19 protein-coding genes are annotated in these 21670 nt (G+C 62.9%); 9 read left to right on the top strand and 10 right to left on the bottom strand.

What is annotated here, in order from left to right; translation table 11 throughout:
- Positions 1-40 precede the first annotated feature (40 nt).
- The 4 genes from KF733_11845 to KF733_11830 are packed head-to-tail and all read left to right on the top strand — an operon-like array spanning position 41 to position 4619.
- On the top strand, positions 41-397 hold the full coding sequence (locus KF733_11845; GenBank protein ID QYK55689.1) for a winged helix-turn-helix transcriptional regulator: 357 nt from the start codon (positions 41-43) through the stop codon (positions 395-397).
- Positions 394-2070: an STAS domain-containing protein gene (locus tag KF733_11840; GenBank protein ID QYK55688.1), complete on the top strand. Its 1677-nt coding sequence runs from the start codon at positions 394-396 to the stop codon at positions 2068-2070. The genes KF733_11845 and KF733_11840 overlap by 4 nt, the downstream gene beginning before the upstream one ends.
- Positions 2071-2114: 44 nt before the next feature.
- On the top strand, positions 2115-3503 hold the full coding sequence (locus KF733_11835; protein ID QYK55687.1) for an HDIG domain-containing protein: 1389 nt from the start codon (positions 2115-2117) through the stop codon (positions 3501-3503).
- Between the two features lie 9 nt (positions 3504-3512).
- Positions 3513-4619, top strand: a complete 1107-nt coding sequence (locus tag KF733_11830; GenBank protein ID QYK55686.1) for an AI-2E family transporter — start codon at positions 3513-3515, stop codon at positions 4617-4619.
- Here the strand turns inward: KF733_11830 and KF733_11825 are convergent.
- From KF733_11825 to KF733_11810, 4 genes are all read right to left on the bottom strand, one after another.
- Positions 4616-5176, bottom strand: a complete 561-nt coding sequence (locus tag KF733_11825; protein QYK55685.1) for a GNAT family N-acetyltransferase — start codon at positions 5174-5176, stop codon at positions 4616-4618. The genes KF733_11830 and KF733_11825 overlap by 4 nt on opposite strands.
- A gap of 6 nt (positions 5177-5182) precedes the next feature.
- Positions 5183-5761, bottom strand: a complete 579-nt coding sequence (locus KF733_11820) for a hypothetical protein (protein QYK55684.1) — start codon at positions 5759-5761, stop codon at positions 5183-5185.
- Positions 5762-5827: 66 nt separating this feature from the next.
- Entirely contained in the window at positions 5828-7444 is a 1617-nt protein-coding gene (locus tag KF733_11815; GenBank protein QYK57170.1) for a CTP synthase, read from the bottom strand.
- Positions 7445-7610: 166 nt separating this feature from the next.
- Positions 7611-8285, bottom strand: coding sequence for a hypothetical protein (locus tag KF733_11810; protein QYK55683.1), 675 nt, complete (start codon positions 8283-8285; stop codon positions 7611-7613).
- Between the two features lie 107 nt (positions 8286-8392).
- Here KF733_11810 and KF733_11805 point away from each other — a divergent pair, with 107 nt between their 5' ends.
- Together KF733_11805 and KF733_11800 are read left to right on the top strand one after the other, a co-directional pair.
- Positions 8393-9592, top strand: a complete 1200-nt coding sequence (locus tag KF733_11805; GenBank protein ID QYK55682.1) for a bifunctional 3,4-dihydroxy-2-butanone-4-phosphate synthase/GTP cyclohydrolase II — start codon at positions 8393-8395, stop codon at positions 9590-9592.
- Between the two features lie 490 nt (positions 9593-10082).
- Positions 10083-11369, top strand: coding sequence for an adenylosuccinate synthase (locus KF733_11800; GenBank protein ID QYK55681.1), 1287 nt, complete (start codon positions 10083-10085; stop codon positions 11367-11369).
- Here KF733_11800 and KF733_11795 read toward each other — a convergent pair.
- Together KF733_11795 and dut are read right to left on the bottom strand one after the other, a co-directional pair.
- Positions 11338-12315 (bottom strand): tetratricopeptide repeat protein, encoded by a 978-nt coding sequence (locus KF733_11795; protein QYK55680.1) that lies wholly within the window; start codon positions 12313-12315, stop codon positions 11338-11340. The genes KF733_11800 and KF733_11795 overlap by 32 nt on opposite strands.
- A 30-nt stretch (positions 12316-12345) precedes the next feature.
- Positions 12346-12786 carry a dUTP diphosphatase gene (gene dut, locus KF733_11790; protein ID QYK55679.1) on the bottom strand — a complete coding sequence of 147 codons (441 nt, stop codon included), beginning with the start codon at positions 12784-12786 and terminating at the stop codon, positions 12346-12348.
- 77 nt (positions 12787-12863) lie between these two features.
- On the opposite strand from dut, the gene KF733_11785 reads away from it, so the two are divergent.
- Genes KF733_11785 through KF733_11775 form a run of 3 tightly spaced genes read left to right on the top strand, consistent with a single transcriptional unit; the run spans position 12864 to position 15012 of the window.
- Complete coding sequence (locus tag KF733_11785; protein QYK55678.1) at positions 12864-13475, top strand: carboxyltransferase domain-containing protein; 612 nt, start codon at positions 12864-12866, stop codon at positions 13473-13475.
- Positions 13472-14149 (top strand): LamB/YcsF family protein, encoded by a 678-nt coding sequence (locus tag KF733_11780; GenBank protein QYK55677.1) that lies wholly within the window; start codon positions 13472-13474, stop codon positions 14147-14149. Before KF733_11785 ends, KF733_11780 begins: the two co-directional genes overlap by 4 nt.
- Positions 14146-15012: a hypothetical protein gene (locus KF733_11775; GenBank protein QYK55676.1), complete on the top strand. Its 867-nt coding sequence runs from the start codon at positions 14146-14148 to the stop codon at positions 15010-15012. The genes KF733_11780 and KF733_11775 overlap by 4 nt, the downstream gene beginning before the upstream one ends.
- Positions 15013-15016: 4 nt before the next feature.
- On the opposite strand, the gene KF733_11770 is transcribed toward KF733_11775, so the two are convergent.
- The 4 genes from KF733_11770 to KF733_11755 form a co-directional block, all read right to left on the bottom strand.
- Positions 15017-15670, bottom strand: coding sequence for a hypothetical protein (locus KF733_11770; GenBank protein ID QYK55675.1), 654 nt, complete (start codon positions 15668-15670; stop codon positions 15017-15019).
- Positions 15671-16019: 349 nt separating this feature from the next.
- Entirely contained in the window at positions 16020-17219 is a 1200-nt protein-coding gene (locus KF733_11765; GenBank protein QYK55674.1) for a glycine C-acetyltransferase, read from the bottom strand.
- A gap of 38 nt (positions 17220-17257) precedes the next feature.
- Positions 17258-18028 (bottom strand): CAP domain-containing protein, encoded by a 771-nt coding sequence (locus KF733_11760; protein QYK55673.1) that lies wholly within the window; start codon positions 18026-18028, stop codon positions 17258-17260.
- A gap of 47 nt (positions 18029-18075) precedes the next feature.
- Positions 18076-21669: a DNA polymerase III subunit alpha gene (locus KF733_11755; protein ID QYK55672.1), complete on the bottom strand. Its 3594-nt coding sequence runs from the start codon at positions 21667-21669 to the stop codon at positions 18076-18078.
- Position 21670 lies beyond the last annotated feature (1 nt).

Below are 21670 nucleotides of genomic sequence, written 5' to 3'. Positions count from 1 at the left end.
CCGAGAATCTATATGCGAGATTTCGCATATACTCATGTTAATGGAGCCAGTGGAGAGGGAGGGGGACGCCGACCTCCGGTGCAGCCTGCGCCGGTTCAAGGCGGATGTGTTCCAGGTTCTCGCGAACCCGACCCGCATCCATATCATCGAGTGCCTGCGCGATGGGGAGCTTTCGGTCAAGGCCATCCAGGAGCAACTCGGAGTGGAAGCTTCTAACACCTCGCAGCACCTCGCGGTGCTGCGGGGGAAGGGGCTGGTCGTCACGCGAAAGGAGCGGAACCAGGTGTTCTATTCGCTCCGCGACCCGCTGCTCACCGAGGTGTTGGACGCAATGAAGAAGTACTTCAAGTCGCACCTGAAAGAGTCGCTCGCCATGCTCCAAGGATTGGACCGTTGAAGCCGCTGGCCTGGGACAGGTTCACGCCGAAGGCGGTCGTCGCGTTGCGCACCTACAACCTGGCGACCTTTACCAGGGATTTGATCGCGGGGGTCACGGTCGGACTCGTCGCCTTGCCGCTTGCGATGGCGTTCGCGATCTCCTCCGGCGTGCTGCCGCAGGCGGGCCTTTACTGTGCGGTGACTGCCGGGTTCATTATCTCGGCGCTCGGTGGCTCGACGACCCAGATCGGCGGGCCGACCGGGGCGTTCGTGGTGGTCGTTGCGGGCATTGTCCAGAAGCACGGGCTGGACGGGCTCTTCATGTGCACCCTCATGGCGGGCTTTCTTCTCGTCGTGCTGGGGGCGACGGGGCTCGGCAGCGCGGTCAAGTTCATTCCGCGCCCGGTGGTGATCGGGTTCACGAACGGCATCGCCGTCCTCATCGCCAGCACCCAGATCAAGGATTTCTTTGGGCTGGACATTCCCAAGCCTCCGGGCGAGTTTCTGCCACGGATGCAGGCGGTCATCGCGGGTTGGGGGACGCTCTCGCTCCCCGTGACCTTGCTCAGCGTTTCGTGCCTGGTGGTGATCGTGCTCATGGCCCGCTTCGTGAAGAAGGTGCCGGGCACCCTCGTCGCGCTCGTGGTCGGGACTTTGGCGGCGCTGGCCCTGCACTTGCCGGTGGAAACGATCCTCTCGCGCTTTGGGGGCATCGCCCAGGGGCCGCCGACTCTGCGCGTGCCGACCTTCCGGCCGGAGCTGATCGCGCCCCTCCTTTCCCCAACGATCACGGTCACGATGCTCGGTGCGATCGAGTCGCTGCTCTCGGCGGTCGTTGCGGACCGGATGTCCGGCGACCGGCACAACCCGAACGTCGAGTTGGTGGCACAGGGGGTCGCGAACATGGTCTCGCCCCTCTTCGGGGGGCTGCCGGCGACGGGGGCGATCGCTCGGACGGCGACGAACATCCGGTCCGGCGCGAAGACGCCGGTGGCGGGCATGGTCCACGCGCTCACGCTCCTCGCGATCTTGCTTTTCGCCGCACCTCTGGTCAAGCCGATCCCGCTTTGCGTGCTGGCCGCGATCCTCATGGTTGTCAGCTACAACATGGGGGAATGGCGGGAGATCCCGGATATCTTGAAGCAGAGCAAGGCGAGCGCGGCCGTCTGGCTGACCACCTTCGCGTTGACCGTCTTCGCCGACTTGACGGTGGCGGTCGAGGCGGGCATGATCGTGGCCGCGCTCCTCTTTATCAACCAAGTGACCACCACGACCACGGTGCGCCGGGTGACACGGGAGTATGTCGAAGAAGGGCGGAAGCACAGTCTCCAAACTGTCGCGATGCCGGAGGGCGTGGCGATCTACCGGATCCACGGGCCGTTCTTGTTCGGGGCTTCGGACAAGCTTTCCATCGTCGAGGACGATCTGGAGAGCCTGCCGCCCGTCGTGGTCGTTCGGTTGCGGAACATGACCGCGATCGACAGCACGGGCCTTCATGCGCTGGAGCACTTGGCCGACGTGCTGCAAGCCTCCGGACGGCACCTCATCGTCTGCGGCCTGCGAAAGCAACCGGGCAAGCTGATGGAAAAGGCGGAGTTCCACCGCCATATCGGGGAGGAGAACATCGTCGCCTCGCTGGAGGACGCGGCAGACCGGGCGCGCCAGCTGTTGGGGAGCGGCGCGGCGGTTTAGGGCCGGTTCACGCCTGACCGGGCCACAATGGTTCATAGGCAAGGATGGTCGATATCGTCGGCAAGGTCGCGGACGCGTGGCGCGGGACGGAGTTCGAAGGGAAGGCGTACCTGGTTGGCGGAGCCGTGCGGGACGCCTTGCTCGGCCGCCCGGCGAAGGCCGACCTGGATATCGTGGTGACCGCCGATGCACTCGCCGCGGCCGAGCTCCTCTGGTCGCGCGGGGTCGCGGCCGAGCCGCCCGTGGTCTATGCCCGGTTTGGGACGGCCATGGTGCGGGTCGAGGGAGCGCAGGTGGAACTGGCGACGGCCCGTCGGGAGTCCTACTCTCCAGACTCGCGCAAGCCGCAAGTTGAGCCGGCGACGATCGAGGAAGACGCGGCGCGGCGCGACTTCACGGTCAACGCGCTCTTCCGCGACGTTTTCACAGGCGACCTGCTGGATCCGTTGGGACGCGGGTTGCCTGACCTCGAGTCACGTGTGCTGCGGACGCCGCTCGACCCCGAGGCGACGTTCTTCGACGATCCCTTGCGGATGTTACGGGCAGTGCGCTTCCGGTGGCAACTCGGGTTCGCCTATGCGCCCGGGCTGTTCGGGGCCCTGCGGGCCCAAGCATCCCGGCTGCGCGTCATCAGCGCGGAGCGCATCCGGGACGAGCTGGTCAAGATGTTGGCGCTGCCCGACGCCGACCGCTGCCTGCAAGACCTTCTGGAGACGGGGTTGCTCGCGGAGTTCGCGCCCGAGTTTTTGCCGACCATCGGTTGCGAACAGGGGAGCTACCACCACCTGGACGTCTGGTCGCACACGTTGCTGGCTCTGCGGAACCTGGGGCCGGGCGACCTCGTCACGAGTCTTGCAACGCTCTACCACGACATCGGCAAGCCGCAGACGCAAGCCCTGGACGAAGAGGGCCGGATCCGGTTCTTCGGGCACGAGACGGTCGGGGCGGGAATCGCGCACGAGGCGATGCTCCGGCTCCGCTTCGGCACGCACGTCGCGGACGAAGTCGCCTTGCTCGTGCGCAGTCACATGAGGCTCAGTTCGATCGGGCCAGAGGGGATGTCCGACTCTGCCGCGCGGCGGCTCGTCCGGGACCTCGGCCCGTCGTTGGGGCGGTGGATGGACCTGGTCGAGGCGGACGCCTCGGCCCTGAAGAAGGGGGTGCGGCGGCTCGACCTCTCCCCGCTGCGCCAGAAGTTGGCCGAGGTCTGCCAGGCGACGCCGGTGGAGACGCTCGACTCGCCGCTCTCGGGCGAGGAGATCATGGAGCTGACGGGACTGTCGCCCGGGCCTGAGGTCGGGGCGGTCAAGGCGAAGCTGGTCGAGATGGTCCTAGATGGGCAACTTGCGGTTGGCGACCGCGAAGCGGCCCGCAAGACCGTCTTAGGACTTGACCGCAACTCGAACGCCGAAGAAGGCGTAGCGTCAGACTAACCGACCGCCATGCTAGAGACAAAGAACAGCGATTTGCGCCGCGCGATGTTTTGGGTCACGGTCGTGGCCGTGGGCGTCGGGCTCTTTATGCTGCTCACGCCGTTCTTTGCGGCGTTGCTCTGGGCGCTCGCCCTTTCGATCCTGATCTACCCCTACTATAAGAGGCTGACGAAGAAGGGTTGGAACCCGACGGTCGCCTCGCTTTGGGCGACGTTCCTCGTCGCTTTCGTCATTGTGCTTCCGTTCCTCGGCGTGGGGACGGTGGCGGGGGTGCAGGTGAGCGCGTTCGTCAGCGACTTGAACTCGGAGCTCTCGCAGGATGGGAACGGGGTGACGGCGCAGGGTTTCAGCGAGTACCTCGAGCACACGATCGACCCGCTGCTTGCCAAGGTCGGCGCGCAGAACTTCAGCGTGCGAAAGTGGCTGTCCGAGAACGGGCAGCTCGCGTTGCGCTCGGCCGGATCGGCCCTCTATGCGGGATTGAAGAACCTGGTCCTCACGATCGGGACCATGGCGATCTCTGTCTTCACGATGTTCTTCATGTTGCGGGACGGGCACCAGTTACTGGAGCCTGCCCTCGACGTCTCCCCCTTGCCTCGGGAGAAGACGCTCGCCCTTTTCGACCGGCTCGCCCTGACCGTGCGGAGCGTCTTCAACGGGGTGGTCTTGGTCGCTTTGATCCAAGGAACCATCGCGGGGGCGACCTATTGGGCCCTGGGGGTTCCCGGCGCGTTCTTGCTGTGGTGCGTGACGATCGTGCTCTGCTGCATCCCGCTCCTCGGCTCGCCGATCGTGTTCGTCCCGGTCGCGATCAAGCTCTTCTTGGACGGGCAAACGATCCAGGCGCTCGTGATGCTCGGGGTCGGCTTCGGCATCGTGAGCCAGGTCGACAACCTCCTTCGCCCTTACTTTATCGGCCTCTCGACGAAGATGCCGACCATCGTCGTGTTCTTCGCCCTCTTGGGCGGCGTGCTCCTTTTCGGGCCGGTGGGGCTGGTGATCGGACCGATGCTTGTCGCCCTCGCGTCGTTCCTCTTCGAGATGGTGCGGGAGATGCGGCGCTTGGAGAACGGGGCGCCGCCCCTGGCTGCGGAGCCTTCCCAGGCACCCGGCTAGGGACCCGGCGCGACCAGGCTGGTGAGGACGTGATCCTCCCACTTGCCGTTGATGGACAGATAGTCGTAGGCGTAGCCTTCGACCCGGAAGCCCAGTCGCTTGAGCAAAGCGGCGGAGCGTTCGTTGTGGGGCATATAGTTCGCCATGACTCGGTGGAGGGCGAGGTCCTCGAAGGCGAACCGGACGACCCCGATCAGGGCTTCTTTCATCAGGCCCCGTCCCTCGTGGGCGTGGTCCACCGCATAACCCAGGAAGCAGGCGGAGAGCGCGCCCCGCACGACCTCGCTCAGGTTCGCGTAGCCGACCACAAGCTCCGTGCCCTGTAGGAAGAGGAAGAAGCGATAGCTCCGCCCTTCTTCCGCTTGGCGGGAGAACTCGGGAATACCGGTACGCCACCACTCCTCGGTGTAGAAGGCCTCCAGCCGTTTTGGCTCCCAGGGGCGGAGGTGCTCCCGATTGCGCTCGAAGAAATCGAGGATCGCGGGGACGTCTTCAGCCTCCGGCAGGCGCACGACGAGGCGCTCGGTGACGATCTTTCGGACGGGCCCGGGAGGCATTCTTCGTTAGTCGCCGGAGTGGCGTCGCGGTGGCCTGCTGCCCGGCTTTTGGAACCGGCCTCCCTTGTTCGGCGGGCCGAAGTCTCGGCGCGGCCCTCGGTTGAAACCGCCGCCGCCGCTGGGTCGGCCCGGCGCGGCCGGTCGGTACCCGGTCTTGGGCCGTTCGTGCGACCGGGGTTCCAGGCCGTAGTTGCGAAGCTTCACGTGCCCGGTCACGAACCGGTCGCCGAGGTCGACCACCCATTCCCAGATGGCGTCCAGCCGGTCGAGATAGGTGCAACTGGAGCCTGCCTTTACGAGCGGCTTGGTCTCGGCCCGCCAGTTGTCGTCGAGCTCGTTCGCGAGGTCTAGAAGGAGGAACTTGTCCTTGTCCGGCAGCGACACTTCAATGCTGAAGAGCCGCGAGGCCAGTCCGGGCTTGCGTTCGAGGCGTTGGGAATCGGGGAAAAGGGCTTCACAGAGCGCCTTGAGCCGCTCGAACCACGCTTCGCGCTCTTCGCCCGCGACCGGCTTCGACCCAAGGAGAAGCTCCCGACGGAACTCGTCGAACTCAGCGGAGCGGGGGGAGGGGGAGTCGGGGCGCATTGCCTGCATTATGAAGCCCCCACGGCCTATGGCCGGGTCAGACCCCGCAGGCGGCCCCTCGGCGCCCTAGGCGAGGATGTGCGCCTTTCTGTGCAGCGCCGCCTTTACGAGGCCGGCGAAGAGGGGTTGCGGCCGGTTCGGCCGGCTCTTGAACTCGGGGTGGGCCTGGGTGGCGATGAAGAACGGGTGGTCCGGCAGCTCGACGATCTCGACCAGGCGGTAGTCGGGCGAGACCCCGCTCACGACCATGCCTTTCTCAATGAGCAGTTCGCGGAAGTCGTTGTTGACTTCGAAGCGGTGGCGATGGCGGTCTTCGATCCGGGTGGAGCCGTAGAGCTGGTGGGCCAAGGTGCCGCTCGTGACGTTGCAGGGGTAGGACCCGAGCCGCATGGTCGCTCCCTTTTCGACGACGTCGACCTGGTCCGGCATCACGTCGATCACGGGGAAGCGGCACGGGCCGAACTCGGTGGAGTTGGCGCCCTCAAGGCCGCAGACGTTGCGCGCGTACTCTATGACGGCCATCTGCAACCCGAGGCAGATGCCCAGGAACGGGATCCCAGACTCGCGGACGTAGCGGACGGCGCGGATCTTTCCTTCCACGCCGCGGTCGCCGAAGCCGGGGGCCACGATGACGCCGTCCACGTCGCCCAGGTGTTCGCTCGGGTCGCAGGTGCCTTCGAGGGTGTCGCTCTCGATCCAGCGCACGCCGACCGCACAGTCGTTCTCGATGCCGGCATGGACGAGCGCCTCGGCGATCGACTTATAGGAGTCGCCGTTAGTGGTGTACTTCCCGACGACGGCGATGAGGCACCGCGAGCGGGGATTGCGAACTTTCTCGACGATCTGACGCCATTCAGCGAGGTTCGCGTCGCGCGGCTCCAGCCCCAATCGCTGGACGACGAGGTCGCCCAACCCAAGGCGCTCGTACATGAGCGGCACTTCGTAGATGGACTCGGCGGAGAGGCTCTCGATGACCGCCTCTTGGGGCACGTCGCAGAACATGCTGAGCTTCTCTTTGACGTCGTCCGGCATGGGCGTGAGCGTGCGGCAGACGAGGATGTCCGGACTGATGCCGATCTCGCGAAGGTTGATGACGCTGTGCTGGGTGGGCTTGGTCTTGATCTCGCCCCAAGGGCCGACCTGCGGCACGAGGGTCACGTGGACGTAAAGCGTGTTCTCGCGGCCGTGGTCTTTGCGCATCTGACGGATGGCCTCGAGGAAGGGCAGGCTCTCGATGTCGCCGACGGTGCCGCCGATCTCGGCGAGGACGACGTCGGCCTCCTGTTGCCTTCCCAGGTCGACCATCGCGTGCTTGATCTCGTTGGTGACGTGCGGGATGACCTGCACGGTGGCGCCGAGGTAGTCGCCGCGCCGCTCGGCCTGGATGACCTTCTGATAGACCTTGCCGGTGGTGACGCTGCTGCCCGCGCTGCACGGGACGTCGATGAACCGCTCGTAGTGCCCGAGGTCCAGGTCGGTTTCGGTGCCGTCATCGGTGACGAAGACCTCGCCGTGCTGGTAGGGGTTCATCGTGCCGGCGTCGACGTTGATGTACGGGTCGAGCTTGAGGGGCGCGACGACCCAGCCCCGGTTGCGCAGCAGCCGGCCGAGAGAGGCAGACGTGATGCCCTTGCCAATGCTGGACACAACGCCGCCGGTCACGAAAATGTACTTGGTCGCCATCAGGATTCCCGAGCGCCACCCCGCTACGCTCAAAGTGAAGACGCCGCCACGCGCGGCCGCGTCTCACGAATTATACGCGACCGGCGCTCCGAACTTCGAGCCCTTTCAGGCGCGGAATGGGCTCAGGCGAGGCGGCCGGCGCGCGATGACGCTTTGCGTCGCTTCGTCATTTTAGGGGCCGGAACGTTTCCATCACCTGGTCGCAGACGCTCGTGACCGTCGCCTGGTCCTGCTCAGTCTGGAAGCGGACGTTCCAGACGTCTTCTTTGTCCACGACCACGTAGCTGACGATCGTGCCTGTCTCGCCGTCCCGGCTTTTCACTCGGTGGACGAGTTTTTGCACGGGGCCGATAGCGAGGCTGAGTTGCTCCGACGATTTCAGGCCGGGGAACTTGCCTTCGACCTTCTTGGCCTGCTCCGCAAGGCTGGTGCCACCCGCTACTGTCTCGTACTCGACGGTGATTCGCGTCGGGAACGACGTCTCGCCGACCATGCCCTTCTTGCGGAGGACGAGCGCGTTACCGGTGCGCGGCTCCTCGAAGGTCGGGGAGACGCTCATCGGTCCCGGCGGGAGCGATCCTGCCGCGGATCCACCCATGTCGAGGATGGAATTGGGATCGGTCTCAACCTGGCCCGTGCCCCCGGCCATCTCATTCTTCTCTTGCTGGGGCGTGCGCCAATCGATCGGCGCGGCGATGCTGGCCTTGGCCCTCGGTTCGTTGTGGAGCTGCCACTGGGTCGGGACGGTCGGTTCGGGTGCGGACGCGTTGAGGGTCGTGACCTCCTTGGGGCCGCAGCCGACCAGCGGAAGTAGGGCGAGAAGGAGCGCGCGGCGCCACATTGGAGAGACTTTGGCAGAGAAGCGATCTGGCTGACGTCTTTTATGTCGCCGAAAAAGGACATTTGCTTCGCACGAGTCCTGCGTCGCACCGTAGAATCGGTACAGACATGGGCTTTGCTTCGATCCCGGAGGCCATCGCGGACATCCAGGCCGGCAAGATGGTGATCGTCGTCGACGACCCCGACCGAGAGAACGAGGGCGACCTCATCATGGCTGGCGAAAGGTGCACGCCGGAGGCGATGAACTTCATGATCACGCACGGTCGCGGGGTGCCGTTCATCCCCACGACCGCCGAGCGCCTGGCCGAGCTAGGCGTGCCGATGATGACCAAACAGAACACGGCTCGGCTCGGCACGGCGATGGCGGAGACGGTCGACGCCGTCCATGGGACGACGACGGGCGTGAGCGCGGGCGACCGGGCGAAGACGGTGGCCGTCTTCTGTGACCCGAAGGCCACGGCCGACGACCTAATGCGGCCAGGGCACGTGATCCCCTTGCGGGCCGAAAAAGGTGGGGTGCTGCGCCGGGCCGGGCACACCGAGGCGAGCGTCGACCTCTGCCGCCTCGCAGGGCTGCAGGAGGTGGCGGTCGGGGTGGAGATCATCGGCGACGACGGCGAGATGATGCGGCTAGACCGGCTCGTGCCCTATGCCGAGAAGCACGGGCTCAAGATCATCACGATCGCGGACTTGATCGAATATCGAAGGCGGACCGAGAAGTTGGTGCGCCGGGTGGCGGGACCGATCAGCCTGCCCACCAAGCACGGGCTCTTCTCACTGGTCGCCTATGAGACGAATGTCGACCCGAACCCATACCTGGCCCTGATCAAGGGGGAGATCGACCCGGAGACCCCGGTCTTGGTGCGAGTGCACTCCTCGTGCCTGACGGGCGACATCATCGGCTCCCTGCGGTGCGACTGCGGCGACCAGCTTGCCAAGGCCCTGGACATGATCGAGGCGGAAGGGAGGGGTGTGTTGCTCTACATCGCCCAGGAAGGTCGTGGGATCGGCATCCTGAACAAGCTGCGGGCTTACGAGCTGCAGGACTCGGGCCTTGACACGGTCGAGGCGAACGAGGCGCTCGGGTTCAAGCCGGACTTGCGGGACTACGGCCTGGGTTCGCAAGTGCTGCTGGACCTTGGCGTGAGGAAGATGCGGCTTATGACAAACAACCCCGCCAAGAGGGCGGGGCTGCAAGGCTACGGCCTTGAAATCGTTGAGCACGTGCCGTTGGTGGTCGAACCCACCGAGCACAGCGCCCGATATCTAGAAACCAAGCGAATCAAGTTGCGGCACGCTCTACCGTGAGCGGCCGAGTGTCTTAGTCCTCGAGGACTTTTTTGAAGATCAGGCCAGCGAGCGTGAGTGCCACGCTCGGCACGACGACGATCATTTTAATGAGCATCCTTCATGTACCTCTGGTAATTTTATTGTTGCCAGCCCTGGAGTCTTTCGTGACGGCTCTGAAGCGGTTTTTCCATATTTTTCAATATGGGGCACCGGTGGTCTGCCCAATGGCGTACACGGCCATGGCCGTCAGACCCAGGATACATTGCAACCTTCCTTTCGAAACAACGACATTGCTGCAGGGCAACACTGTCTTTCACTAGCCGTTCCAATGAACAGCTCCTTACATTATAGCACCACTATCTTGAAAGTGGAAGAGGCTGGCGCAGAAAATCTCACTTTTCTAGCCAGGGTAGAATTTTGCTTCGAGAAAAGGCGCAACGGCCCGGCCGGCGGATCCTCGTAGTTTGGGTCCGCCGGCTGATTTGTCGGCGGGGGTGGAGAATCGAGGATGCCGACATTGGTGATCGTTGGCGCCCAATGGGGCGACGAAGCAAAGGGGAAGATGGTGGACGTTCTTGGCGGCGACGCCAAGGTGGTCGTCCGCTATAGCGGAGGGAACAACGCGGGCCACACGGTGACGGTGGGCGAGGAGGTGTTCAAGTTCCACCTGCTCCCGGCCGCGATCTTGCACCCGGGGGTCGTCTCGGTCATCGGGGGCGGCACGGCCGTCTGTCCGAAAGCGCTCCTGGATGAGCTGGATAACCTAAAGTCCCGACGCCCTGAGATCGGCCGGCTCGTCGTGAGTCCTTCGGCCCACGTCGTCTTTCCGTTCCACCGCCAGGACGACGCCCGACAGGAAGAGGCGCGGGGGAAGGACAAGATCGGGACCACCTCCCGCGGTATCGGCCCGACCTATACCGACAAGGTCCGCCGCACCGGCATTCGGATGGTCGACCTCGTGCGACCGGAGAGGCTGCGCCAGAAGTTGACCGGCCTGGCCGAGCTGCGGAACGGGGCGTACGACAGTGCCGGCTCGACCTTTGACGCGGAGGCCCTCTACCGGGAGTACCAGGCGCTCGGCCAGCGTCTTGGCCCATATGTCGTGGACACCGACACGATCGTCCAGGAAGCGGTGCTGAGGGGCGACAAGGTCATGTTCGAGGGCGCCCAGGGCACCATGCTGGACCTCGACCACGGCACCTATCCCTATGTCACAAGCAGCCACCCGATCGCGGGAGGCGCCTGTCTCGGAACCGGGATCGGCCCGCGCGACATCCACTCGGTGCTGGCGGTGGCGAAGGCTTACACGACGCGGGTCGGCGAAGGGCCGTTCCCGACCGAGCTTTTGGACGAGACAGGCGAAGCTATCCGCCGACAGGGCCAGGAATTCGGAACGACGACGGGCCGTCCCCGGAGGTGCGGCTGGCTCGACCTCAAGGTCTTGCGCTATTCCGCCCGGGTCAACTCGTTGAGCGGTTGGATCCTGACCCGCTTGGACGTGCTTTCGGGCATCGAGAAGCTGAAAGTGGCCACCGGGTACCGGCTGGACGGCGAGCTCCTTCCCGGGTTGCCTTATTGCAGCGAGGACTGGGAACGGGTGGAGCCGGTCTATGAGGAGTTCGAAGGCTGGTCGGAAGACTTGACCTCGGCGCGTCAGATCTCCGACCTGCCGGCTTCGGCGCAGCGCTATCTCTCCGCGATCGAGGACCTGACGGACACGCCGATGGCGATCCTCAGCATCGGCCCTGAGCGCGACCAGACTGTCATTGTCCGCCCGGACCTGTTGTGGCGCTAGGCGCCTGCCCTTCCGACGGGGTGGGCCAAACGTCGGTGAACGCTCCGTCCAGAAGGCTGCTGAGCGGCTGTCCCGCTTGGATGCTTGACTGGATGCGGCGCGCCTCTTCGGCGTAGACCGTTCCCGCGAAGACTGGCTCTTTGCCGAGGACGGTGACGTGCACCCGGGCCACTTGGGGCCGTGCGGCAAAGGCGGCGAGCCCAGCGGTGAGCGCGGTGACCCGCGGGTCGATGTCTTCCTGGTCGGCGACGTTGACGCTGATTCGTGGCCCGCGCGGGTCTTGGGTCGCGGCGATCACGGTGACGGCGCCCTGGATTTCTGCTTGGACGGCGGCGGCGAGCGCACCGGCTCGGATTGGAGTGTCGGCGGGGACGGGTTCATTCTCTTCCGTCGGAGGGGCCGGTCTGGTGACGGGGGGCTGCTGCACCGGTGGGGCGTCGATTTCGATCGGCTGGTGCATGGCGGTCGGGGCCGGCCCGGGGGGCGACTGTCGCCCGAGAAGGTACGCGGAGGTCCCGACGGCTAGCACGAGCACGGCGACCAAGGCGATGTACGCCCAAGGCGTTTGGGGCTTTGGGGGAAGGCCGATCTGTTCCGCTGCCTGGGAAGCCTCTTCCCGCTTGGCGCGCTCGTTCACGGCCTCGAGCTTCGCGCGCATGCCCTGCGCCTCGGGATCGAGGTCGAGCGCCATCTCGTACCACTGGGCGGACTCGCGAAGCTGGCCGCTCTCGCCATAGATGTCGCCGAGCAAGCCGTGGGCGGTCACGTTGTTCGGGAACCGGCGGAGCACGCCGAGGCACACGTCAATGGCGGACTTGCTGTCGCCGCGCATGCGAAAGAGGTTCGCTCGCGCGAACTCCTTATAGACTTCCGCGTCGCTCCCGTCGCCGGCCTCTTTGAGCGCCGCGCCGCACTGGGAGCAGAACTCGGCCTCGGCCGGGTTCATCTCAAAACACTTGGGACACATTTCCATGGGCTAGCTGGTTCCTGTGCTTCCAAACCCGCCCGCGCCACGGGCTGATTCAGAAAGTTCCGGGACGACGACGAGGTTTGCGCGCTCATAGCGGGCCACGACGAGCTGGGCGATCCGCTCTCCCTTTTCCAGACGAATCGGGTCCGAACCCAGGTTTATCAGGATGACCTTGATCTCACCTCGATAGTCCGAGTCGATCGTCCCGGGGGCGTTCACCATGCTGAGGCCGAGGCGCATGGCGAGGCCGCTCCGGGGACGCACCTGGCCCTCATAGCCAGGGGGCAGCGCGATCCGCACGCCCGTGCCCACGAGTCTCCTTTCGAGGGGCTGGAGCTCGACTCCCTCGTTGCTGCGCAGGTCCAGTCCAGCCGCGCCCTCGGTGGCGTATTCCGGAGCGGCGGCACCGGGTTCCAGCAGGATCGGTATTGAGAGCGCGGGGTCCATGGTGGGATTACAATGCGTCTTCGGGAGCTTTTGTGGGTGGAAAGTGGTTCCGGGTCCGGTCTATGGGGCTTGACGCCGTGCTTGTCGAGATATTGGACGGTCGGCCCGCCCATCTTGTTGCCCGGGCGTTGCGCACGATGGAGGTCGAAGGCCTGCTGGACGTCAACTCGTCGTACGACGCGCTGGGGCTTTACTATAGCGACACTATCATAGCCGAGGAGCTTGAGGGGCTTCTCGATGGCCTCGTGGTTCCCGAAGAGGGCACGACTAAGGATCTGACCGTGCCCTGCTGCTATGAGCTCGGACCAGACCTGGCCGAGGCGGCAGGGGAACTGGGGCTCAGCGAAAGCGACTTCGTCGCCCTCCACTCCGGGTCGGCCTATACGTGCTATGCCATCGGGTTCCAGCCCGGCTTTCCCTATCTGGGTTGGTTGCCGGAACGGCTTTGCGGCTTGGGCCGTCTCCCCTCGCCACGGGCCGCGGTCTTGCCTGGGGCGGTGGGGGTGACGGGGAGACAGACCGGGATCTATCCGGGGCGGAGCCCCGGCGGGTGGCGGTTGATCGGACGCACTCCGCTCGTGGTCTGCGACCCGGCCGAGGGCTATTTCCCGATCGAAGCGGGTGACACGGTCGTCTTCCGGCCGATCCGCCCGGACGAGTTTCACGACCTGGAGGGGCAGCGGCTGTGAAGCGGATCGACCTCAACGTCGATCTCGGCGAGGGTTCTCCGGACGACCAGAGCCTGATGGCCCTCGCGAGCAGTGCGAACGTCTGCGCGGGGGAGCATGCAGGATCGCGCGTGCTGGCCCTGGAGACGATGGCGCTGGCGAGAGAGGCGTGTTTGCGCGTGGGCATCCACCCGGGCTATCCGGACCGGGCGAACTTTGGCCGGGTGGGGATTGGTGCCACAGGGCTTGACCCGACCCTGGTCCGCGCCTCGCTGCTGGACCAGTGCCGCTTTGGCATGGCCGAGGGCGCGGCGTATTTGAAGCCTCACGGAGCCTTCTACAACGAGTCGGCGAGCGAGGGGTGGGCTTTCGAGTGTCTTTGCGCATGCCTTCGGGAGACAGGCTTGCCTCTCTTGGGCTTGGCGGCGACGGCCCACGAATCGGCGGCGGAGAGCGTGGGGGTTGGCTTCTTCCGCGAAGGGTTCGCCGACCGTGGCTATGGCGAAGGAGGGCGGCTCTTGCCTCGCGGAGGGCCGGGGGCGATGCTCGCACCGGCCGAAGCGGCCGCGCAGGCGGTGCGTCTTGCTGCGGGCGTGGACTCTCTCTGCGTCCACGGCGATGGCCCGCAGGCGTCCGAGACCTTGCACCGCGTGCGCGCGGCCCTTGTCGGGGCTGGCTACGAGGTCGGGGCTTGACCCTCCGGGTGGCGGAGGTGGGCGGCGACGTCCGCTTGGTGGCTGGGTGCCGGTTCGGCTTGCGGCATTTCGGGGTGCCGCCGGGCGGCTGGTGCGACCCCGATTCCGCCCGTTTGGCGAGGGCGTTGTTGGGCCACGCCACAGCCGGGCCGACGCTTGAGCTGACGATGGCTTCGCTCGATGTCGAGGTGAGGGAGCCCGGAGCGGTGGCGTTCGTCGGGGGCGGGCACGAGGTCTGGGTCGATTCGCAGAGCGTCCCAACGGGGTCGGCGGTCGCGGTCGGCTCGGGGTCTCGGATCCGTGTCCGGCCGGCCCGGTGGGGGTTGCGGCTTGCCATTGCCACAGACCCGGGCTTGGCCTCGGGGCCGGTGGGGTCGATTGAGCCGGGGGCGGAGTTTGCGACCGAAGGCCCTTCCGCGGGGCGGCGCTTTGCGCAACGGGTGAAGCCCTGGTGGATCGGAGACGGCGTGCTGGACCTGCCCTATCTGGCCGCGACGCCGCCTGGCTTCGAGGTGGAGGCGACGGTCGGGACGATGATCAGCAGGGAGGGTGTCCGACTGAGCGCAGGGAGCAATTTGCCTGTGGGCGAGCGCACGGGGCTGAGTCGTCCGATCACGCCGGGGACGATCCAAGTCCCGGACGCCCGCAGCTTGATCGTGATCGGCCCGGACGGGCCCACGATCGGGGGTTATGAGCCGCTAGGGTTTCTGCCCGCGTTCTCGCGTGCGCGGCTCAGCCAAGCTCCGCCGGGAACAGAGGTCGTCCTTCGTCCTTGTGCCCACGAGCGGGCGGCAGCTTTGGAGGAGGAAGAATCACGGAAAGTCTTATCGTTAATCCGTAGACTTTCCGCGAAGTCTTTATGAGGGTCTAGTGGGCTGTCGCCGCGAATTCTGGAGGTTTGGAGCCGTTCGCCTCTTGCTCGGGGAAGAGCACGAAGACGACTTGCTCGGCGTCCTCGGGCGAGCGGTGGACGAGGGCGACGCGTTTGCCCCTTGAAACATTGGATCCGGCTCGCGTCACGAACATGATGCTTTCGGCACTGCCCAAAGCCTTTTGGACGATTTTGCGGAGGTGGGGCCGCTGTTCTTCTTCAAAGATTGAGATCCAGCCCGCTTGGCGTCCCTGTAAACCTTCCTCAGTGACGCCCAGGGCTTCTTCGGCCTGGTCGTCCAAGAAGGTGACCAAACCGTCAGCTGGCCTAACGCTGAAGGAACAGGTTCCCCAGAAGCTGCATGCGAGTTTGGAGAGAGTGCGGTACTCGGACGCGGCCGAGTCTTCTTCTTGCTGCCTCAGGCCGCGTGTCCGCGAGAAAACGCCGACCGCTTGGGCTCGGGTCAGTGCGCGAAGCTTGATCCTTATCCGACTCCAGTAGGTGCGCACTGTGCCAACGCTAAGTTTTAGTTCAAGTGCAATTTGCTTGTCGGTCATCCCTTCGGCCGCAAGGCTCAAGATTGAGGCTTCCCTAGGCGTGATGCGGTCATCAAATCCCTTCGTGAACCGCGTGTCATTGTCGTAAGTCATTGCTCCTCCCCCATGCAAGAAAACTAGCCGTTCCGTCCTTGAATTCTCGCTTAGTGCCATCGGTGTTTTCAGAACCCCTTGCTCTCGGCTTTGCAGTCGCCTCTTGCGCTAGCTCAGACGGCGGTCACGGTTTTCCTGTTCCAAAAAACAGATGAATAACGTTTCTGACGAGCGAAGTCCTAGGACAGCACCGCGCTGGCTCCGCTCAACCTGTGGAATCTCGGGAACCGTCGCTCGGGACGCGCCTAAAATGGGAGTGGCCCGCAGCACAAAAGGGAGCAAATCCTCGTATGGGCTTGTTCCTCGGTCCACAGATTACGAACGCGGTGGATGCGTTGGCCCAGGCGAGTCAAGCCCGGGCTGCCACCTGGTCGCGAACCTTGACGAACGCTTGCAACGCGAAGTCCAGGTCCTCTTGGGAATGGGCGGCGGAGGGCATGGTGCGGATCCGTGCTCTTTCGCGCGGCACGGTCGGGTAGACGATGCTGAGGGCGTAGACGCCCTCGTCCCAAAGCCTGCGTTCCATTTCTTGGGCGGCGGCTTCGTCGCCGACGTAGACGGGGGTGATCGGGGTCTCGCTTCCCATGGTGTCGAACCCTTGGCCCTTTAGCGCCTCTTTCCACCAGCGCGCGTTCTCCCAGAGCCGCCGCATGGGTTCTGGGTCGTTCTCCATGACGTCGAGCGCCGCGACGAGCGCGGCCGCGACCATCGGGGGGTGGGCGGTTGAAAAGAGATAGGGCCGGCCACGGTTGATCAGCCACTCTTTGAGCTTCGCGCTGCCCGCGATGTAGCCGCCGACGACACCGAGCGCCTTGCTGAGGGTCCCGAGTTGGATGTCGACGCGGCCATAAAGGTCGAAGTGCGAGGCCGTCCCGGCACCGTTCTTGCCGAGCACGCCGCTGGCATGGGCGTCGTCGACCATGACGAACGCGTCGTACCGCTCGGCCAGGGCGACGATATCCGGCAAGGGCGCGATGTCGCCGTCCATGCTGAAGACCCCGTCCGTGATGACCATCCTCTTCCGGAAGCCTTGGGAGCGTTTGAGGCAGTCCTCTAGGGCGTCCATGTCTTTATGCTGGTAGACCCAGCCCTCGCTTTTTTTGTAGGCGGCTGCGGAGAGGCGGACGCCGTCGATGATCGAGGCGTGGTTCAGCTCATCGCTGATGATGACGTCGTCGGCGGTCGTGACGGCCGGGATGCAGCCGCTGTTGGCCGTGAATCCGCTGCTGAAAACGAGGACCGCCTCGACCTTCTTGAACTTGGCGAGCCTCTCCTCAAGTTGGTCGTGGACGGCCATGTTGCCGCCGATCCAGCGGACCGCACCCGCGCCGACCCCCCACTCTTCGACCGCGCGGAGTGCCGCTTCGCGCACGCGCGGGTGGTTGGCGAGCCCGAGATAGTTGTTGCTGGACATGTTGACCACGTCCTTTCCGTCCATGCGGACGCGTCCGCCGGCGGCCGACTGCAAGGTCCGTGGCCTTTTATAAAGGTGCTGGTCGTGCAGCTTCTGGATCTCATCGGCGAGCCAACCCTGGAGGGTCTCGTTCATGCGCGCAGTTTATCTAGTTGTGCTGAGGGGCAGTTCGGTCAATGCTCGGTGGAGAACGACCAGTCGATCGTTCGCGACTGGCCGCTCTTCAACCTGATCGATAGGCTTGCGTTGTAGGTCGAGTTCTTCTTGAGGGGTGCCCGCGGGACGGCCACAAGGCAGCCTTTCAGCATTCCACTGTCGCTGCCGCGTTGGATGATGATGTCGATAGGTTGACTTTGACGGGCGAGGGTTATCGTGGCCGAATCCAGCATTTCTTCCGGGGCGCCTAGTCTCGCGACGACCGGGTAGCCATAGGGTCCCTTGGCCGGTTCGAAGCCGCTTCCACCCAGCCAGTTGACGGGGATCGCTGCGGCCCGGTCTGGGGGGGAAAGGATGATCTGGTTCTTCGGGCCTTCGCCGAAGAGGAGGCAGACGTAGTTGCTGCGCACGCCCACTCCGGCGCGGACTTCGCCGGGGGTGAGGAAGGCCGTGCGGTGATAGGGCGAGGCGAAGATCGCGACGACGCTGTCGACGACCGAGGAGCTTGAATATCCGAGCAACTCCCAAGTCGGGCCGTCGTAGCCAGCGTCTTTCACGCGGTCTTCCAGCTTGGCTTTCGTCGCCTTTGGGAGCTTGGGGTCCTGAGTGTGGGAGACGAGTTTGTTCGCCGCCATGTAGTCGGCTTGTCCCTGGGCGGCGGAATCTAAGCTGAGGTCGCGGACGATGGCAGGCAAGCCGTGAAGGGCACGGATTTGGTCGACCGTGTCACATGCGAGTTCGAGCGGATCTGGCTGGTGGGCGAGGATCAAGCAAAGCAGGGAAAGCATCGGGCACTGCTGAACATATTGGCAAATGATGCTTAGGATTTGCTAGCTTAACCGACTAGAAAGTCGGAAGTCGTGATGGGGAGTTGTGTCGTGTCGGCAAGCGTGGTGATGAGAGGGTTGTAGGGGAAAACGCGCTCTGCCAGGAACGCCGTGTGACCATCGCGCCACTGGCTCCTCCCGATGATCGTCACATAGGGCGAGCAAACGATCGAGTGGCCGTCCTTTTGGTACACACGGTCAAAGCATGTTACATTTAACAGTCCGGTTTCATCTTCCAGATCGAAGAAGACCACTCGCTTGCCGCTTGGGGTCGGGGGAAACCTCAGTCGTATTGGGTTTCCGACCACGATGGCCTTCCTGTTCGGTTCCATACGCTTCGCTTCAGAGGCAGTTATCCCTCCTCTGTCCGCCACACGCTCTCGCTCGAATGCCATGAGATGTCTGGTTATGTCCACTCCCAATATTGCACGTTCTCTTATTGACTTTTCTGCATCGGAAAAATCTTCGACGGAGAGGTCTATCGTTGGTTCAATGCCTCCAAGATCAAGTTTTCCTTTCTGTGTTCTGCTAGCATCAAGCGTGGGGACGACGGCCCAAAGTAAGGCTCGACGGTTCGCGCATATAGAATCGCAGGCACCGCACAAAATAAGGCTCTCAAGCTCGTCGCGACTCGGTTTCACACGTACGCAAAGATCATAAAGGCTAGAAAACGGACGTTTCGTGACTTCTAGGGCGATCTTCTCCGCAACCTTAGCGGAAAGTCCGTGTACGCTGACCAGAGGTGCCCTGATCGCTGAACTAGGAACAGTGAGCTTTATTGTAGGGCTTATTGTTTGCCGTGCCTTTGTATGCGCACGTCGAACAAGTTCTGGAGTGTCCCTTATCGCGCTTATTGTATCCTCGACGAGCCACTTCATATGACTCCTATTGATGCACGGCGGCAAGATAGAGACCCCTCTGGATCTCGCTTCGTTCACAATTGTGCAAGGTCCGTAATATCCTGCGGGCTGTGCGTCCAGTAACGCGGCAAAATATGGAGCAGGGTAGTTTTGTTGCAAATAGATGCTCCTAAGTGAAATTTCAGCGAAGGCAAGGGCGTGCCCTTGCGCGAACCCATAACCTTTAAATTCAGCGACATACTTATAAACTTGATTCGCAACATCGGCCGAGTAGCCCTTCTCCATTGCCCTTGAAATCAGGACATGTTTCAGGCTCTCTCCATAGTCCTCCCGCCTCCTCTTATGGATCTCGTCACGGATGTCCTCAGCTTCTCCGCTCGAATAACCACAGAAGACCTGGAGAAGTTGGTCGATTTGCTCTTGGAACACGACGATCCCATAAGAATGCCCTAAGATCGCCTCTAAGTCAGGATGGTCGAAAGTGTAGGGTTTTAAGCCTCGACGCCGAGCAATAAGTTCGTTAATCTTTACTGCTCCACCGACGCCAGGGCGAATACCAGCTTGGACTAGACTCGCATCGTGAAGGTCGCGAGTCTCCAATCGCATATGTGCCTGGCGCATTGCTGGAGAAGCGGATTGAGGGATCCCAATCAGCTCACCAGAGCGCATTGTCCTATAGTTTTCAACACAGTCGGCTGGCACATCTTCGGATCGAAAGTTGGGCTCATGAACTTTGATCCGTTCTTCTGCGCCAGATAGGACGTCGTGGCCACGAAGGCAAAGCACATCGAATTTGTCGAAGACATGCTTTGCGCTCCTCTTGTCCCATTGGATTATCCTTAGACAAGGGCTGGCACCGTCAGGGTCTGTGTCTGTCTCCGACGCAGAGTGCATTACTGGGACCGTCTCTGCTATCGGCCGGTCACTGATGACGACCCCAGAAGAGTGGGCGCGCATATTGCGTGGCACATCGGCCAGGGCCTCTGCCAACTTGAAGAGCCAGTGGAGCCTTTCCCTTGGTATGTTGCTTCCTCTAAGTTCGGGCTTCTTAGCCAACGCTTCTTCTAGATGCTCCGGCGAGACTCCGCCATGAAGCCGTTTTGCCAGGAAAGAAATCGCCTCTTGTGGAAGTTCAAGAGCCTTACCGACTTCTCGGACAATACCTCTGACGCAATAGGCGCCAATTGCTGCGACTGTGGCGACTTTCTCTTTACCATACTTATTCGTCAAGTAGTTGCGGATATCTTCGCGCCTGTGCGCCTCAAAGTCAATATCGATATCTGGTCTCTTGCTGCCGTCTTCAGGCATAAATCGATCAAAATGGAGGTTGTGCTTATATGCATCAATGCGGCTCATGCCCAAGCAATAAGCCACGGCAGAATCCACCATCGAGCCCCGTCCCGAGAAGGAAACACCTTGCTTGCGAGCCCAGTTGCACGTGTCCCAGGCAACAAGGAAATGGTCGGCATAACCCATTCGTGTGATTCTTTCCAGTTCCATGTCGATCCTAGATTTCAGCCCTTTCGCCATAGTGCCGTGCCTTTCTCGGGCCAGGCACTTAACAAGCTCGTGAAGTGCGCTACCGGGGTCTCCGAAGTGGCTTGGAAGCTTAGTGCGGGCAGGCATGACGTTCGATTCACAACGTTCAACGACGCGCAGGGTATTTTCCAACAATTCTGGTTTGTCGCTGAAAAGCCCAGCCATATCAGACGGTGCTCTAAAGTAGCGCTCCTGATTGAGGGATCGCAGTGGCCGTTCATTAGCGGCGAGTTGAGAGGCATGGCGTAATGGTTTACGGCCCACGATTTCTTCGACAGTACACAGTGACTCTGCACATAGGGCGACGTCCTGTGCGGGAAAAGCTTCTGGTGTACTGTGGAGCATGGGGTTGCATGCGACAGGCAAAACCCTGTGTAGCCTGGCGAGGTGAAGCAAGTGGTGTTCCACCATTGATCCCCACGGAAGAAACGTTCTTTCGATACCAAGGAATACATTCTCTTGTCCATACAGGCTAGCCAAGAATGCGAGGGTTTCATTCGCCTTCTCAAATTGTCCTTGGAGAAGAAGTCTCGATAAGACGCCATTGTCACCACCTGTCACCACGAGCAGCCCACGCGAATAGCGCTCAAGTCGCGTGCGGTTGGCCAGTGGAAACAGGCGAGGTTCCTCTAGATGACACGCCGTGATAAGTTGGGACAGCTGTTGATATCCATGTTTGTCCCGTGCGATAAGGATAAGATCTCCCCCTTCTTCAAGATCCAGGGTTGCGCCGATGAGCGGTTTCACCCCGTTTTCGTGGGCTTCACGGTGGAACTCCATCGCGCCGATGAGCGCGAACCGGTCGGCGAGGCAAGCAGAGCCGATTCCCATAGCGGCCGCACGTCTAGGGATTTCTTTCGCTAGCATGACACTTCTTCCGAAGGAGTATCCTGAGTTAAGTTGAAGCGGACAATACGTGGAGACGAATGGCTTGTTCCGGACGATAGGATGCAAATCCTGCGTGTATCCGCAGGCTTTGGACACTTTCTCGTCCCGAGTCTTTCGCGGCCGTAAGGAAGCTTCTTCCTTATGGTTTTCCTCGTATGGTTTGCTATTTGCTGGGGTATTTAACCTAGGAAGGACACGCGACTTTTCACGTTTGATCCCTTTCTCGTCGCGCCACTGGACAAACTCGCGCGGCGGCTCACCTTCCCACCAAGAACCTGCCTCGCGCCATTTGGAAATCAGTTTTCGTTCCGTCACC

The sequence above is a fragment of the Fimbriimonadaceae bacterium genome, from assembly GCA_019454125.1.
Lineage (GTDB): Bacteria > Armatimonadota > Fimbriimonadia > Fimbriimonadales > Fimbriimonadaceae > JALHNM01.
The sequence above is the reverse complement of the archived record's forward strand: the minus strand, read 5'-3'. Positions and strand labels throughout refer to the sequence as shown.

Excerpts from the sequence above, each read along its gene's own strand:
- KF733_11845 (QYK55689.1), top strand. The coding sequence starts at position 41 with ATGGAGCCAGTGGAGAGGGAGGGGGACGCCGACCTCCGGTGCAGCCTG.
- KF733_11835 (QYK55687.1), top strand. The coding sequence starts at position 2,115 with ATGGTCGATATCGTCGGCAAGGTCGCGGACGCGTGGCGCGGGACGGAG.
- KF733_11830 (QYK55686.1), top strand. The coding sequence starts at position 3,513 with ATGCTAGAGACAAAGAACAGCGATTTGCGCCGCGCGATGTTTTGGGTC.
- KF733_11825 (QYK55685.1), bottom strand. The coding sequence starts at position 5,176 with ATGCCTCCCGGGCCCGTCCGAAAGATCGTCACCGAGCGCCTCGTCGTG.
- KF733_11820 (QYK55684.1), bottom strand. The coding sequence starts at position 5,761 with ATGCGCCCCGACTCCCCCTCCCCCCGCTCCGCTGAGTTCGACGAGTTC.
- KF733_11815 (QYK57170.1), bottom strand. The coding sequence starts at position 7,444 with ATGGCGACCAAGTACATTTTCGTGACCGGCGGCGTTGTGTCCAGCATT.
- KF733_11810 (QYK55683.1), bottom strand. The coding sequence starts at position 8,285 with ATGTGGCGCCGCGCGCTCCTTCTCGCCCTACTTCCGCTGGTCGGCTGC.
- KF733_11805 (QYK55682.1), top strand. The coding sequence starts at position 8,393 with ATGGGCTTTGCTTCGATCCCGGAGGCCATCGCGGACATCCAGGCCGGC.
- KF733_11800 (QYK55681.1), top strand. The coding sequence starts at position 10,083 with ATGCCGACATTGGTGATCGTTGGCGCCCAATGGGGCGACGAAGCAAAG.
- KF733_11795 (QYK55680.1), bottom strand. The coding sequence starts at position 12,315 with ATGAACCCGGCCGAGGCCGAGTTCTGCTCCCAGTGCGGCGCGGCGCTC.
- dut (QYK55679.1), bottom strand. The coding sequence starts at position 12,786 with ATGGACCCCGCGCTCTCAATACCGATCCTGCTGGAACCCGGTGCCGCC.
- KF733_11770 (QYK55675.1), bottom strand. The coding sequence starts at position 15,670 with ATGACTTACGACAATGACACGCGGTTCACGAAGGGATTTGATGACCGC.
- KF733_11765 (QYK55674.1), bottom strand. The coding sequence starts at position 17,219 with ATGAACGAGACCCTCCAGGGTTGGCTCGCCGATGAGATCCAGAAGCTG.
- KF733_11760 (QYK55673.1), bottom strand. The coding sequence starts at position 18,028 with ATGCTTTCCCTGCTTTGCTTGATCCTCGCCCACCAGCCAGATCCGCTC.